Source organism: Veillonella parvula, assembly GCF_001553335.1.
Taxonomy (GTDB): Bacteria; Bacillota; Negativicutes; order Veillonellales; family Veillonellaceae; genus Veillonella; species Veillonella parvula_S.
This window is the reverse complement of sequence record NZ_KQ960791.1, coordinates 214925-231117: the sequence shown is the minus strand read 5'-3', so window position 1 is coordinate 231117 and position 16193 is coordinate 214925. Positions and strand designations below refer to the sequence as shown.

Below are 16193 nucleotides of genomic sequence, written 5' to 3'. Positions count from 1 at the left end.
ATAAATCAAGATTTTCACCCTATCAATTAAAGGTTTGGGTCAAATGACGGCATCAACTCTAATTTATGCTTATTAATTCGATTCAGATAGTCGATTCGCTCTTTTGTTGGCTGATCTTCAATTTCACCAGTTCTGATATAACGATCCAGTATAGCATAGGTAAATCCCAATTTATCCTCATCGGACTGACCACTAAGACCATCACTTGGCACCTTATCAACTAGGTGCAATGGAATATCAAGAAGTTTTCCTATTTGACGAACTTCTTCTACTACGAGTTGTGCGAGAGGGCTAAAATCACCCGCACTATCTCCGTATTTTGTAGAGTATCCTACGTAGTCTTCAGATCCATTACAAGTATTTGCTACACGAGCACCATTTGGTAAATTTTGTCCTACTGCATAGAGAGTTGCCATCCGGAGACGAGGCGGCGTATTAATGGCAGCATCTTTAGATAAATTGGTTCTCCCCGTTACAGCATCATACCCCTTAGCCTGAACGATAGCATGAGTTAGCGCCTCATAGGCAGCACCAATATTGACCGTCATGTGCGGAATTCCTAAATAATTTACCACTGTCTGAGCATCATCAATATCGGATTGCACTCCATTTGGCATAAGAACACCAACTACGCGATCTGCACCGAGAGCTTCTTTGCAAAGAGCCGCCACGATAGTCGAGTCCTTACCACCTGAAATACCAACTACAGCACTACAGTTAGGACCATTTTTACCAAAATAATCTCGAATCCATTGAATGAGGGCATCCTTTGTAGCTTGTGGATTTTCTAACATAGGCCCTCCTACTTTTTCCGATAAATACGGTTCAATAAATCCATCTTCAATTGATAGTAGCTAGGACTCATATCAAGGTAGTGACGATGTGGATTTTCAAAGCGTTGCTCTTCAGGCCAAATTTCATTAGCTAATTGATCTTGCACATATGCTCGAATTTCCTCTAGGGTTGGTAAGTCCACAACTAATTTACCATCCTTGATAATAAGCTGCTTCATCTCTTTAAAAGTGCAATTTTCAAAATATAATTCACGCCAAGGTTGCTCAGGATCGATATAACGATATGGTTCCTCTGTATCAGGTACCTCTCTCAACAATGTTAATAAATCTGCAATCGCACGTCCTTTATCATTATAAACACGATATACCTTTTTAAGACCTGGATTAGTAATTTTTTCTACACTTTCAGAAATCTTGATACGCGGTTCCCACATACCATCTTTCTCGATGCTAGCAATCTTATATACCGCACCAAATACGGGGTCACTCTTAGAGGTAATGAGGCGCTCCCCTACACCAAAGATATCAATAGGGCCACCTTGTATTAGCAAAGATGTAATTGTATACTCGTCTAGGCTATTTGATGCCATGATTTTACAATCCTCTAAACCTGCATCATCTAGCATACGTCGTGCTTTTTTAGCCAAATACGCAAGGTCACCAGAATCTAGGCGAATTCCTTTTAAGCGTTTCCCCATTGGCTCCAATACATCCTTTGCTACCTTAATAGCATTGGGCACGCCAGAGTTTAACACATCATAAGTATCAACGAGGAATACTGCATTATCTGGATACACTTCGGCATAGGCTTTGAAAGCATCGTATTCAGAACCATAGTACATAACCCAGCTATGTGCCATGGTCCCGCTGACAGGAATGCCAAACTGTTGCCCTGCTAAAACGGTTGCAGTGGACTGAACACCACCAATATAAGCGGCTCTTGCACCATATACAGCAGCGTCTACATTATGTGCACGACGAGCACCAAAGTCAGCCACAATACGCCCATCCGCAGCGCGAACGATGCGATTAGCTTTTGTGGCGATAAGAGATTGATGGTTCATCATAGTAAGTACTGCAGTTTCTATGATTTGTGCATCTATGAGAGACGCCACAATTGTAATTACAGGTTCATTAGGATAGATGATAGAACCTTCTGGGAAGGCATATACATCACCAGTGAAAGAGAAATCTTTTAGATATGCTAAAAATTCTTCACTAAAAATACCCTGACTCCGTAAATAAGAGATATCACTTTCATCAAAGTGTAAATTTAAAATGTACTCAACGATTTGTTCGAGACCACCAAAAATAGCAAAACCGCCCTTGTCTGGATTACGTCTAAAGAAAACATCAAATGCGACGCGATCCACATTTTTTAATTTTGTAAAGTAGCCATGTGCCATAGTCATCTCATAAAAATCCATAAGCATGCTAATATTGCGGCTTTCATGTTGCATTAGTTCACCAACCTTCTAAGATCTATAGAAATTTAGTTAATTGTTATTCGTTATTCGTATACCCTCATTATACAATATTATTCCTATATAGCTAGCACCTAGCATAAGCTATCCTAATAATCTTTATTGTGATATAACTATATATATACAACAATAATTTATATAGTTCGTATGTATGAAAGAAGCTAGTCTAGACTGTAAAACAAGCGACCATTACGCTATAATATTTTATTTTATATTGTTTTAAAAGCTTTCAATAATACATACATATCTATTTTACATGAGAATGAAAGGTACCATTATGGAAACAATCGTTCAAGCAAAACGCGTATTAGAAATTTTTAAAGAAATGAGCCAAATCCCTCGTGAGTCCGGCAATGAAAAAGGCATCAGCGATTACATCGTGAACTTTGCTAAAAATTTAGGTCTTGAAGTTCATCAAGACGAAATCTTTAATGTAGTTATCAAAAAAGCTGCATCTCCAGGTTATGAAAACCGTCCATCCATCATTTTACAAGGTCATATTGATATGGTTTGTGTTAAAGACCATGACTCTAACCACGACTTCTCTAAAGATCCAATTGCTAATATCATCGAAGGAGAATGGATGCACGCAGACCATACAACATTAGGTGCCGATAATGGCATGGGTGCTGCTATGATGCTTGCTCTCCTTGAAGATGAAAGCCAACAACATGGACCAATGCAATTATTATTCACTACCAACGAAGAAACTGGTATGGATGGTGCCTTTGCCATTAAAGAAGGTCAAGTAACTGGTGACTACTTACTCAACCTAGATACAGAAGTAGAACATGACTTCACCGTTAGCTGTGCTGGCGGCTGCCACGTACATGTAAAAATTCCATTGTTACGCGAAAACAATTTACCAGGCTATGATGCGGGCTTATCCATTACAGTAACTGGCCTTAAAGGGGGGCACTCCGGCATCGAAATCAACGAGCAACGAGCTAATGCAAACCAAGTACTAACCCGTGTACTCTATGATATTCAACAACAATATCCTATTAGCTTAGCGTCTTTCGAAGGTGGCGTTAAACATAATGCAATCCCGTCTAAGGCAGTAGCTGTACTATCCGTACGCTCTGAAGATGTGGCAGCCATTAAAACATTGCTCGCATACCAAGAAAAACAATACCAACACGAATATAGCGTACAGGATCCAGGCCTTACATTTGTAGTTGAAGATGTTCCTACTCCTGAAATAGTATATGCAGAAGACACAACAGAAGCACTTATTACATATATCTATCTTGCACAAGATGGGGTTCATTCTGTAAGTAAGTCTATCCCAAACCTTGTAGAAACATCTAATAATATTGCTATCGTACGTGAAAATCAACATACCATTGAAATACTCATTTCTATTCGTAGTTCCAATAGCAATAGTCTTGAATTCTTAACGAAAAAAATGATGCTTCTTGCAAAAGCACTTGGCGTAGCTGCAGAGCGTACAGGTGGATATCCAGCATGGGAATACGACAAAGGCTCAAAATTGGAAGAACAAGCGATTTCCTTGCATAACGAAATGTTCGATACACCAGCTAATGTAAATGCTATTCACGCAGGTCTCGAATGTGGTTTGTTAAAAGGCGTATTGCCAAATACACAAATGATTAGCTTTGGGCCTACTATCGTAAGTCCTCATACACCATCAGAACGCGTTCATTTACCTTCTGTTGAAAATGTATATGTGTACCTCAAAGCATTATTAGCAAAATTACAATAAAATAAATAATTACTATATTTTTGATGTATAATTTGTTATACTATAAGCAAATAACACATCAAGTTACGAGACCCATGTAATAGTGACTCTCCAACCCTCCTACAAGTAATTCAGCCATCTCTCCAACTGAATTATCTTGTAGGAGGGATTTTTTTCATAAAAATTTTTCAACTACATAAATAAATATTTATTCATACAGGAGTATTCTTTCATATATGAACAACATGGAATGCATCGTTTTATTTATAAATAATTATGAATATCAACTACATGTGCCAGTATACTCATATATAGTATATAATCTATAAATTTCAGAGAAGGCTGTTAAACTCTGATAAACTTGCTAGTTTCCATATACCCCATAGAGTATTTTCTGTGTTATCCTATAGGTGTATACTGTGTTTACATTACGCAGGAGGTATATATGATTCCAATAGTTATCATATCCGGATTTCTAGGTTCTGGAAAAACAACATTCTTACAACATATACTAAAAGAACATACATCGAAAGATAAAATTCTTATTATAGAAAACGATTTTGGTGAAACTAGCCTCGATGCTGCTAATCTTGCAAAAACAGGGGCCACAGTCCGTGAAGTAACATCTGGCTGTATTTGCTGTAGCTTACAAGGAAATTTCCAACAAGCACTACTTGATATTCTGCAAAATTACAAAATCGATATGATCTACATCGAGCCATCAGGTGTTAGCAAGCTCAGTGAAATCATCCATACTTGTAACGACGAGGACATTGCAAAATCTGCTTACATTCACGCATCAATAACGACTGTCGATGCTATGCAAGCACCAATGTTTATCAAAAATTTTGGTCTTTTCTTCAAGGATCAAATCACTCATAGTGATGCGATTTTTTTGAGCCATACAGAAGATATTCAACAGACAAGCATTACAAAACGTATGATTCGCGACCTCGCGCCACATACACCAATTCATGAAGAAGCATGGGATACCATTGGTTTGCGTGATTACATCAAGCGCCTGTATCATTGTCATGATGATCACTGCTTACACGATGAACATTTATTTATGAGTCATACCTTTAAGGATTTGCGCACCCTTAGTCTTGCACAATGGAAAACCATTTTAGAAGGCATGCCTGATACAGTGCTTCGTGCCAAAGGGATTGTACCAACCACGGAAGGTCCTCACGAACTCCAATACGGCACTCATTACTGTTCGCTTTCACCTAGTGAAACTAATGACTATAGTTTAGTCGTTATCGGCACAGATTTTAATGTACCAATGGTACATAACGAAGTGTGTCAATCATGATACCAGTTTATATCGTTACAGGGTTTATTGGATCCGGTAAAAGCACGTTCATAAACGAACAATTACAATACCGTAAAAAGCTAGGCGGTACCGCAATAATCAGCGCCGAAGAAGGCAGTGAACCTCTCATCAAAGAGCCCTTACAACTCAATGCGGATGAACTCAGTGCCATTGTTCCTAGCGATATCAAGTCTTACGAATTGATAGCCTGTAAAATCGGGGATTATTTAAAACGACTACAGCCAAAAGAGCTATGGATTGAGTGGAATGGCATGGTAAGCTTTCATCAACTAGAAGCCTTACTATATAGCGATATATTAAGCCACCTATTACAAGTAGAAAAGGTATTGTATATTTGTACCGATCAATTTGTTTCAACCATACTCCCTGGTTTAGGTAATGATGTAATGAGTCAATTGTATAGTGCAGATTGTATTATCACAGAATCCAATACACATCACGCTTTACTACGTACCTACAACGGAGAGGCTAAAATTATAACAGCTCCTACACCAGAAAAAGTAGAACAACTGTGCCGGAATTCCACATGGGGACTCATTCCTAATCTATTAGTTATTGGTATTACAACCTATATACTGTTGGTCACAGCTTTTCGCCATGACATCCCCTATTCCATTCACCAATGCTTCGCCATAATCACGGGCCTCATCATCGAGGCCATTCCATTCCTTTTATTAGGCACGGTAGGCTCAACGATTATTCGCTATTTCGTACCACAACGAGTATTACTAAAACTGTTAGGTGACCATTCTTTGAAAAGCTATGGGGCTGCTATGGTCAGTGGCTTTGCCTTGCCAATTTGTGACTGTGCCATCATCCCCTTATTCAAGGCGCTAATAGATCGAGGCATCCCTTTATCAGTAGCTCTTTTATTTATGCTCGCTAGCCCGATTATCAACCCTATCACCATTCTTTCTACATGGTATGCGTTTCCTGACAATCCCATGCTCTCCGTATGGCGTATCGTTTTAGGACTAGGTGTTGCCTTGTTAGTAGCCCTATCGTTCCGATTTTGGCCTCCAGCCACATCTATTTTGAAAGCAAGAACACCACAGAATCTTAGCTACGAAGAAATCGTTTTAGAAACAACTAAAACTAAACATATCGATAAAAAAAGATTGTTAGTCCATATGGAACGAGAGTTTTCTCAACTCTTATTCTATTTTTCCATGGCGGCAACTGTACTATCTATAGTTCAAGTGTATGGCAAGCCTTGGCTTCTCAACGCAGGATTAACCTTGCCAGAATTTACAGCCATTCCAATTTTGCTGATGTTAGCATTCTTCTTTTCAGTCTGCTCTACATCAGATGCCATCATCGGTAAATCCTTGAGCACCTTATTTCCTATTAGCTCCGTAATGGGCTTTCTCATCTTAGGTCCGATGCTAGATATCAAAAACGTATATATATTAAAGCAATATATGCCTACCTCATTTATCATACGATTAAGCATAACGATTGCCGTTATGTCCTATATGGCAGCATTAGTATTCAAATTCTTTCTTAGCTAATTTACAAATTTTTATAATCATTATCTCAGTTCTTAATTAATTAAAAGGAGATGATTTCATGACATTAGGACTGAAAGATCGCTTTTCTATCGTGAAAGGTCTATTGTATCTCATCTTAGGTATCTGTTGTATTTACCTCATTGTGACAGGTCGTTATTTGAACTATATTGCACCGCGTTATGAACTTTTACTAGGTATTAGTGGCGTTGCCCTTATTTTAGGTGGTCTAGCGACGATTATTTGGGCACCGTCAAAATACTACAAGCATAACTGGAAATCTATCGTTCCGATTATTATTCCTATTATGTTGCTCATCGTTCCTCCCGTTCTTGTACCCTCAACAGGCGTTCATGGTGCCACTCGTGTAAACGATGATACTAACAATTTTGACTTTACAAACGATGCTATTGGAGAGGTTGTCACTGTTAACAGTGAAAGCAAAGAGCCAGGAATTTCCAAGGACAAAAAAGAAATCGTTTTGAACTCAGACAATTTCTATCAAACCATTGTAAAAGTTGGATCTAATGCTGATCAATATAAAGACTACACAGTTTATATGACAGGCTATGTGAACCGCGAAGATAATACATTAAAATCTAACGAATTTACTATTTCTCGTATGGCTATGGCTTGTTGTATTGCTGACGTTGCCCCTATTGGCATGACAGCCTATAAAACAGATGGTGATAGCTTACAAAATGAACAATGGGTATCGATTGAAGGAAAGATTTCTACGCGAGACTTCCACGGTCGTAAACAACCATATGTAGAGATTACCAAAATCAAATCTGCAGAACCTATTTTAGGCTATGTATACCCTTAAGAATTACATAAAAAACGAGGCTTAACGCCTCGTTTTTAATAGGAATGATTCTGTTGAATAAAATAACGTATATTTCATAATTCAATATCTATATGAATCTACAACAGATTAATTCCTTATAATAGTTATTCTATTTATTCTAGTTATTCTAATTATAATAGTTATTAAAACGTTCTATTAGTGCTGTAATTCTTTAATAATTCTCTTGCCAAGAGATGCTGCTACAGCGCACAAGAAAATGTCTGGGCCAACTGGGATTAGGAAGCAAGTAATAATGACAGCTTCCACACCAATCGGCTTACCTAAATACAGATTCATAATAAAGTATAGGTACACCATGCCAAGTCCATATACAATTAATAGATTTAATATAGATCCGGCTAGCAAACGTTTAAACGATAGTGTATCCATTGTCTCTGCAATGCGTCCTACTACATACGCACCAACCATAAAGCCAATTAAATAACCAAAGGTAGGTTGCAAAATATAACTAGGACCACCACCAGATGTAAAAATAGGTACCCCAACAAGGCCTAGTACAATATAAATGCCAACACTAGCGGCACCTAAACGACTACCTAAAACAATGCCCGCTAATGTAGTAAATAAGATTTGCAATGTAAACGGACAATTCGGTAATGGGACCCGTATGAAAGCACCAACGGCGATTAGCGCCACAAAGAGTGCTGTCATCGTTAACTGACGGGTGGTAATGCGAGTTTGTTTTGATACAGTAGAGCTCATGGTATACCTCCATTCATAACAGACCTAAGCAGGAATTTGTGCTATCAATGGAGAATAAAAGTCCAAGATAACACGGAAACAAACTACTAACTATCTAAATTAAAGCACTTGTATTTTTAATTGTCAACTATAATGGTTGACTTTTAGTTTACTATATAGTCTAATACTATATATACTATGTTTTTAGTACTTTTTAATTTTGACTATAGCTAATAGTTATTATCAATAGTTCATAATAACTAAAAGATATACTCATCTTCATACAAAAACTACTAAACTTCACTTATCCTTCATATAACAAGATTAAATTATACGTGAGTAGATTGAGTAAAATCTACTTTCACAAAATCGTAACTAAACGAAAATTATAATTTGGTATCAGGAGGCATTGCTTATGAAAAATGTTAAGAAAGTATCCAAAGTACTATGTGCATTTGGCGTTAGTACAGTATTATTAGCAGGTGTAGTTGGTGCAGCTAGCAACCATGGTTACAACAACCATAGCAACTGGAACGGTGTTGGTAGCATTGCTCCATCTGCACAAGCAAACTATTCTGTTGATTACATGGGCGCTGTTACAGTATTCCAACAACAATTCCCTGGCGCTACTGTAAAATCTATTTCCTATGATGCAAAACACAATCCTTACTATGAAGTAGAAGGTTATTATGGCAACCGTGAAGTAGAAATTAAAGTAGACGAAGCATCTGGTCAAATCGTTGGTAAAGAAGTAAAAGGTTACTCCAAAGCTTCTAAAACAATTAACGTTCAAAACATCATCATTCCTGAAGTAGCTGAAACAAAAGCTATGGAAAAAGTTGGTTCTGATTTCCAAACTATGGATTGGACCGTTGAACGTGAAAACGGCAGAGTTGTATATGAATTCGATATGACAACTGGCGGCGGTAAAAATGCGGAAGTAAAAGTAGACGCTACATCCGGTAAAGTTATTAGCGCTAAAGTTAAAAACACAAAATACTAAGATTTCTATTTCATCAAGTGAAACCCTATCCTAACCCACTTAGATGACACACTACACATATAACACACATACTATACCCACTGTATCCTTTGGATACACTCTCTAACACACTCTCAGAGAGTCCGTAACACTAACCACGGGCTCCCTAATATCCTATCTCACACAATAGGAAAATGGTCTGTGCACACACCACAGACCAAACGTTACACACACTATACTCCCTTAAAGACCTTGGATCATTAAATCCAAGGTCTTTTTATGTCCATTCTATCAAGATTATATTACACTTACACAACATTTCATTCTTATAAAGACAACAACACACTAATAACAAAAAAGCCTCCCAGCGGGAGGCCTTTTGCATAAGTTTTATAGGTTTAATAGTTATGTGTTCTATTTCTTAAGCAAAGTTCAGCTTAAGGATGTCATTTGTAAGTTTTGAAGGTTTGATCTATAGTTTTCCAAACAAGAGGTACGAAAATTATGCTTTATCTAAAGCTTGTGCTAAGTCTTCGATGATATCATCGATATTTTCAAGGCCGATAGATACACGGATCATATCTGGTGTTACGCCAGCAGATTTTTGTTGCTCTTCATTAAGTTGTGCATGTGTTGTGGATGCAGGATGAATAACAAGAGATTTAGCATCTGCTACGTTGGCAAGATTGGAGAAGATTTCCAAAGAATCAACTAGCTTAATACCGGCTTCTTTACCACCTTTTACACCGAATGTGAATACTGCACCAACACCTTTAGGGAAGTATTTATCAGCTAATGCTTTGTATTTGCTGTCTTCTAATTCTGGATAGCTTACCCATGCTACTTTAGGATGTTTGCTCAAGAAATCTACTACTTTACGAGCATTTTCTACGTGACGTTCTACGCGCAAGGACAATGTTTCAATACCTTGCAAGATTTGCCATGCTGCAAGTGGAGTAATGCATGCACCAGTATCACGAAGTAATTGAGCACGAATTTTTACAGTGAATGGGATTGGCAAATCACCAAATACTAATCCATTGTAGTGTTCGTCACCTTCGGAGAAGCCATGGTATTTACCAGAAGCTTTATAGTCGAATTTACCAGATTCTACTACTACGCCAGCCAATGTTGTACCGTGACCACCAAGGTATTTAGTAGCAGAGTGTACAACTACGTCAGCACCATGTTCTAATGGACGGAATAAGTATGGAGATGCAAATGTATTGTCTACAATCAAGATGATATTGTGTTTATGTGCAATATCAGCTATAGCTTGTACATCGATAAGATTAATACCAGGGTTACCAATAGATTCGATATAAACGGCTTTAGTCTTTTCATCGATAGCTGCTTCAAATTCTTCCAAATGATCCGGATTTACGAATTTAGTTTGAATCCCCAAACGAGGCAATGTAGCAGTAAACAAATTATAAGTACCACCATACAATGTGGATGCAGCAACAATATTATCACCAGCATCTGCTACATTTAAAATAGAGTACGTAACCGCTGCAGAACCAGATGCTACTGCAATACCAGCAGCACCGCCTTCAAGTTGTGCAACACGAGAATCCAATACATCTGTAGTAGGATTACCAAGACGAGAGTAAATACCACCAGGATTAGTCAATGCAAAACGACCTGCGGCTTCCTCAGCATCTTTAAATACGAAAGATGTAGTTTGATAAATCGGTACTGCACGAGAACCTGTTGGATCCACCGTATGACCAGCGTGTAATTGTAATGTTTCAAATCTGTATTGTTTACTCATTATAATAACTCCTTTATATTAACTATATTTTAAGTTCGTTCTTTATGCCTAGTATATTACTATGCTTTAAAAGTTATGTCTACTATTTTTTATATTCTTTTCTCCATAACTTTAAACTATGGTGGACAAAGGAGGATAAAAGCTTTTACCAAAACCGCTAAAGCGAACTAAGTCATTTATGAGAAATAAAATCCCCTAATTACTTCCAAAGAACTAGCTCCCTTGAGAGATGTTAGAAGTAATTAGGGGTACATAGTACTATCAATAGATTAGAAATAAGTACTTACATTTAGATGTAAGCGCCTAAATTTTTATCCCGTTCAAATTTCATTTTTTGGATTTGTTCAATGATGTATGGTGTTTCTTGATAAACGTAGTAGTTTAACCAGTTCGTAAATAACAATGTACTTACAGAGCGCCAGCGCACGATGGGACGTTGTTTTGGATCATTATCCGGGAAGTAGTTTTCAGGAACCGCAATATCCATACCTTTTTTGATATCCCGCACGTACTCACGGTTAAGTGTGTCCCAATCGTATTCGGCATGACCAAATACAAAGATATGTTTATTATCTAAGCTACGAACGATAGCAGCACCTGTTGGTTCAGACCCAGCCAAAAGTTCCAAGTCACGATTTTCCTTAATTTGTTGCAACGAAACTGTGGTGTGACGAGAGTGTGGCATCCAAAACTTTTCATCGAATCCACGCATGAGCACTGGTCGATCATTATAAATATCGTGTTCATAAACACCGAATAATTTCTCATCCATAATAGATTTGTTAATACCAAAGTGATGATATAAACCAGCTTGAGCTCCCCAACAGATATAGAAGGTCGAATATACATGTTCTTCGCCCCAGTTCATGATTTCTACGAGTTCAGACCAATAGTCTACCTCTTCAAAAGGCATTAACTCTACAGGAGCACCGGTAATAATCATACCATCAAAGAACTGGTCTTTTACTTCATCAAAGGTGCGATAGAAAGTTTCTAAATATTGTTCATCTGTATTTTTAGCCTTACGAGATGCGGTATGTAATAATGTTAAATTAACTTGCAATGGGCTATTACTGAGAGCACGCAAGATTTGCGTCTCCGTCACTTCTTTTGTAGGCATCAAATTGACAAGCAAAATTTGCAAAGGTCGGATTTGTTGATTTTCCGCCCGTTCAGTATCCATAACGAAAATATTCTCTTGAGCTAATTTCGTTATGGCCGGTAAATTTTTTATTACTTTAATAGGCATAATGTCACCTCTACATATTCTACAACTTGATAACCTAATCTAATTAAAAGCCCTTAGCCTCATAGGCACGGCGCCAAGATTCGAGCCCTTCTTCTAATATTTTACGAGGACAAGCAACATTAATGCGTTCAAAGTCCTCCCCATCGATGCCAAACATAGAACCCGTATCGAGCCATAGCTTGGCATCATTAACGATCCATTCATCTCGCTCTTTAGGGCTCAGCGGCAATTGAGAACAATCTAGCCACATGAGATATGTCCCTTCAGGCCGATACACATGGATTTTTGGCATATATTTTGCTATATAGTCGATGGTGAATTGAATATTATCTTGAATATATTCTTTCAATTCATCAAGCCAAGGAGCCCCCACTTTGTAAGCACCTTCACAGCCAACGATCCCCATCGTATTCAACTGGCTATAGCCAGCACGATCGATTTCTTTGATAAAACGGCGGCGTAAGGAATCATTAGGAATGAAAATATTACTTACTTGTAAGCCTGCAATGTTAAAAGTCTTACTAGGCGCTGTACATACAACACAGTGTTCTGCATAGCTTTCACCAAGGTCCGCAAATACCTTGTGCGTATGCCCTTTCCATACAAAATCCGCATGAATTTCATCGCTCACGATGAGCACATTGTGTTTAATACAAATATCGCCGAGGCGTTTTAACTCGTCTTCAGTCCACACGCGCCCTACTGGATTATGGGGGTTACACAAGAGGAATAATGTTATATTCTCCTCAATGATTGCACGCTCGATGCCTTCAAAATCGATAGTGTATTTTTCGTCGCCTTTGATGAGTGGCACATTGATGAGACGCCGATTGTTGTCATCAATAACCATGCTAAATGGGTAGTACACCGGTTGGTTGATGAGTACACCTTCACCCTCCTTGGTGAAAGCTCGCACCGCCATCGCCAAAGCAAATACAATCCCAGGCGTTTTAACAAGCCATTTTTGTTCTGGAATCCAGTTAAAACGAGTACTAAACCAATTTTGTAACACATCAAAGTATTCGTCGTCGGACTCGGTATAGCCGAACACACCATGGTTTACGCGGTCTAATAAGATTTGCTTCAATTCAGGGGGAATTTCAAAGTCCATATCCGCTACCCAGAATGGCAACACATCCGCAGGTTTACCGCGCTTAACAGCAAAATCGTATTTTAAAGATTTTGTGTGCGTTCTATCTAAAATTTGATCAAAGTTATATTGTCCCATAGGAACTCCTTTATTTATTAAAAGCTTGTTCCAAGTCTGCAATCAAGTCTTCAGTATCTTCAATCCCTACAGATAAACGCAACAAACGACGTGTAATACCTTTACGTTCTGCATCTTCCGGTTTTAAATCTGGATGTGTTTGCGTTACAGGATATGTCAACAAGGATTCTGTACCACCAAGACTTTCAGCGAATTGAATAAGCTTAATACCTTCTAATACTTGTTTAGCCGTTTCTTCGCTATCTACTTCGAAGGATAGCATGCCTCCAAAGCCTGTTGTTTGGGCTTTATTGATTTCATAACCAGGATGTTCTGGAAGGCCTGGGAACAAAACTTTAGTTACTTTTGGTTGTTCTTTTAGCCATTCAGCAAGAGCAATGGCATTCTTTTGATGTTGCTCCATACGTAGAGCTAATGTTTTTACACCGCGAATAACGAGCCAGCTATCCATAGCAGATAAACATGCACCTACGGTTTTATATGTTAAACGCAATTTTGCAGCGATTTCTTCATCTTTTACAATAGTAAAACCAGAGATTACATCGTGATGACCACCGATGAATTTTGTACCACTATGAACAACAATATCGGCACCCAAGGTCAATGGTTTTTGGAAGTATGGGCTCAAGAAGGTATTGTCGATGATTACTAGCGCATTGCGTTCGTGAGCCAATGCACAAAGTGCACGAATATCGGTTATCTCCATCATAGGATTTGTTGGTGTTTCAATATATACAGCCTTTGTATTCGGTTTAAAAGCTGCTTTCACCGCGTCAAGATCAGAAGTGCCTACATACGTAAACTCGATACCATTTTGCTCGTAAATATTCGTGAACATGCGGATAGAGCCACCGTACAAGTCATCACCCAAGATGATATGATCCCCAGAGGAGAATAGATGGAATACTGCGTCCACAGCTGCCATACCGGAGGAAAATGCCAATGCATCTGTGCCTTCTTCAAGGCCAGCGATCAATTGTTCCAAACGGTCACGCGTTGGATTAGACTCGCGCGAATATTGATAACCTGTTGTATCCCCCAACTTTGGATGGGAAAATGTACTAGACATATAGATTGCAGGGGAAATTGCACCAGTGCTATCTGGTTTGCCACTGCCGTGAACACATTTTGTATTAAATTTCATTCCTATCAACTCCTCATATTTGTATACAATATATTAATTATAAAAGTAGACAATGATTACGGTCAACAAAAATGGGCACTCATAGGTCTTGAGTGCCCTTAAAAGGTCATATATATTTTGAATGGGTTGTCATAACTCTAAGTTAAGTTGACCTAATTTTTAGTGCGTTTAGTAATAAGTAATGCCAAAATTATACCTAATGACGAAGTTACCAATTGCGGCCAACTAGATACGAAAAGCATGGTATTTACAATCTTTGGTGGAAATTGGAACAAGGAGAAGAACAAGGAATACCCTCCAAAGAGTACGCCGGCTTTTACCAAAGCAGCCACAATGATAAGCAATGCCTTTGGTTTATGTTCTAACCAGTGGGCTACGAATACATACGCAGTCGTACCAAGAGCCGTAATCAAAATAAATGGTGGCAACGGCAACATACCTTGTAAATGCGCTACTACTGGAGCAATCCAGGCGATGACGAGTCCATTCTTCCAACCATAGCGCCACGTTGCAAGCACAAATGTAGCAGATGTAATGGAACCGATGAGGAACATACTCACCTGGTTTGGAATAAATGGAAACATGAGGCGCAAGCTTTGCGCCAATAAGGCAACGGCCAACAAGAGACCTGTACCTGTAATAGATTTTGTAGACATAAGAACCTCCTACTATACGATATAGATTTTTCAAGAGGTACCTACCTCATATATTAAAACTAAGCTTCTACAAATAATAAACGTGCCCGATCATATACCCAATTATAAACATACGTATAACCTAATATGACTAATGTCATCGTTATATCTGTAACAAAGGCCATCCAAAAGCTCATATGCATCATGTACATAATAATAGGCACTGTGGCAAGCATAAACAAACCTTCAAACAACACTGCATGAATTGTGCGGATTACAGGCCCTCGCGCTAATCGGTCACCTAGTACTAGTTTATCAAATATCCAGTTAAACACAAAATTCCAAACCATCGCCAACAAGGAAAAAATAATCATCAAGACCAAAGGCTGCCCCTCATGCGGAACAAACTGCATCACCAAACAGCCAATCAAAACACAGCCCAGCTCATATAAAATCGACTGTACAACACGCTCTGTAGCAGACATAATAATAAACCACCTCCATCAGAAAACCCAAAAAAGATATTTACTATCACATCAATATTATATTTATTATTTTAGATTTGTCGAGTTCTGTCGAGTTTTGCCATTTTCGGATATAAAGGAAGCTACTCGTAGTGTTCTTTAAACTCGACTTGCTTTTCCCAAAGTGAGTATTGCCATTTCAGGATAAAAGAAGCCGCCATATGTCTGTCCAGCGACTTGCCCTCCCGAAGTGAGCTATGCCATTTTCGGATATAAAGGAAGCCCCTCGTAGCGTTCTGTAAGCTCAACTTGCTTTTCCCAAAGTGAGTATTGCCATTTCA

Annotated in this window: 14 protein-coding genes; 5 read left to right on the top strand and 9 right to left on the bottom strand. The window is 38.4% G+C overall.

The genetic code is table 11. The annotated features are described in order from the left end of the window. Nucleotides 1–26 precede the first annotated feature (26 nt). Together nadE and HMPREF1865_RS04900 are read right to left on the bottom strand one after the other, a co-directional pair. Complete coding sequence (gene nadE / locus HMPREF1865_RS04905; protein WP_060919403.1) at nucleotides 27–794, bottom strand: NAD(+) synthase; 768 nt, start codon at nucleotides 792–794, stop codon at nucleotides 27–29. 8 nt (nucleotides 795–802) lie between these two features. After that, nucleotides 803–2254, bottom strand: coding sequence for a nicotinate phosphoribosyltransferase (locus tag HMPREF1865_RS04900; RefSeq protein WP_060919402.1), 1452 nt, complete (start codon nucleotides 2252–2254; stop codon nucleotides 803–805). Between the two features lie 301 nt (nucleotides 2255–2555). Between HMPREF1865_RS04900 and HMPREF1865_RS04895 the strand changes: the two genes are divergently transcribed. From HMPREF1865_RS04895 to HMPREF1865_RS04880, 4 genes are all read left to right on the top strand, one after another. Next, nucleotides 2556–4004 (top strand): aminoacyl-histidine dipeptidase, encoded by a 1449-nt coding sequence (locus HMPREF1865_RS04895; RefSeq protein ID WP_021147705.1) that lies wholly within the window; start codon nucleotides 2556–2558, stop codon nucleotides 4002–4004. A gap of 424 nt (nucleotides 4005–4428) precedes the next feature. Then, entirely contained in the window at nucleotides 4429–5298 is an 870-nt protein-coding gene (locus tag HMPREF1865_RS04890; protein WP_008602960.1) for a CobW family GTP-binding protein, read from the top strand. Then, nucleotides 5295–6830 carry a permease gene (locus HMPREF1865_RS04885; RefSeq protein WP_060919401.1) on the top strand — a complete coding sequence of 512 codons (1536 nt, stop codon included), beginning with the start codon at nucleotides 5295–5297 and terminating at the stop codon, nucleotides 6828–6830. Before HMPREF1865_RS04890 ends, HMPREF1865_RS04885 begins: the two co-directional genes overlap by 4 nt. A gap of 58 nt (nucleotides 6831–6888) precedes the next feature. Beyond that, the gene (locus HMPREF1865_RS04880; protein WP_060919400.1) at nucleotides 6889–7653 is read left to right on the top strand and encodes a TIGR03943 family putative permease subunit; all 765 of its coding nucleotides are present in this window, start codon (nucleotides 6889–6891) and stop codon (nucleotides 7651–7653) included. Nucleotides 7654–7830: 177 nt separating this feature from the next. Here the strand turns inward: HMPREF1865_RS04880 and HMPREF1865_RS04875 are convergent, their stop codons facing one another. Then, nucleotides 7831–8397 (bottom strand): biotin transporter BioY, encoded by a 567-nt coding sequence (locus tag HMPREF1865_RS04875; protein WP_060919399.1) that lies wholly within the window; start codon nucleotides 8395–8397, stop codon nucleotides 7831–7833. Between the two features lie 394 nt (nucleotides 8398–8791). On the opposite strand from HMPREF1865_RS04875, the gene HMPREF1865_RS04870 reads away from it, so the two are divergent. Continuing rightward, entirely contained in the window at nucleotides 8792–9379 is a 588-nt protein-coding gene (locus tag HMPREF1865_RS04870; protein WP_060919398.1) for a PepSY domain-containing protein, read from the top strand. A 481-nt stretch (nucleotides 9380–9860) separates the two neighbouring features. Here the strand turns inward: HMPREF1865_RS04870 and HMPREF1865_RS04865 are convergent, their stop codons facing one another. The 6 genes from HMPREF1865_RS04865 to HMPREF1865_RS04840 form a co-directional block, all read right to left on the bottom strand. Next, a complete protein-coding gene (locus HMPREF1865_RS04865; RefSeq protein WP_060919397.1) occupies nucleotides 9861–11132 on the bottom strand; it encodes an O-acetylhomoserine aminocarboxypropyltransferase/cysteine synthase family protein in 1272 nt (423 codons plus the stop codon). 289 nt (nucleotides 11133–11421) lie between these two features. Next, nucleotides 11422–12381: a homoserine O-acetyltransferase MetA gene (metA, locus tag HMPREF1865_RS04860; protein ID WP_004697897.1), complete on the bottom strand. Its 960-nt coding sequence runs from the start codon at nucleotides 12379–12381 to the stop codon at nucleotides 11422–11424. 43 nt (nucleotides 12382–12424) lie between these two features. Next, on the bottom strand, nucleotides 12425–13609 hold the full coding sequence (locus tag HMPREF1865_RS04855; RefSeq protein ID WP_060919396.1) for a MalY/PatB family protein: 1185 nt from the start codon (nucleotides 13607–13609) through the stop codon (nucleotides 12425–12427). A gap of 10 nt (nucleotides 13610–13619) precedes the next feature. Next, nucleotides 13620–14753, bottom strand: a complete 1134-nt coding sequence (locus HMPREF1865_RS04850) for a trans-sulfuration enzyme family protein (RefSeq protein ID WP_060919395.1) — start codon at nucleotides 14751–14753, stop codon at nucleotides 13620–13622. A gap of 152 nt (nucleotides 14754–14905) precedes the next feature. Next, nucleotides 14906–15409, bottom strand: a complete 504-nt coding sequence (locus HMPREF1865_RS04845) for an ECF transporter S component (protein WP_060919394.1) — start codon at nucleotides 15407–15409, stop codon at nucleotides 14906–14908. 59 nt (nucleotides 15410–15468) lie between these two features. After that, nucleotides 15469–15873, bottom strand: a complete 405-nt coding sequence (locus HMPREF1865_RS04840) for a PACE efflux transporter (protein ID WP_060919393.1) — start codon at nucleotides 15871–15873, stop codon at nucleotides 15469–15471. Nucleotides 15874–16193 lie beyond the last annotated feature (320 nt).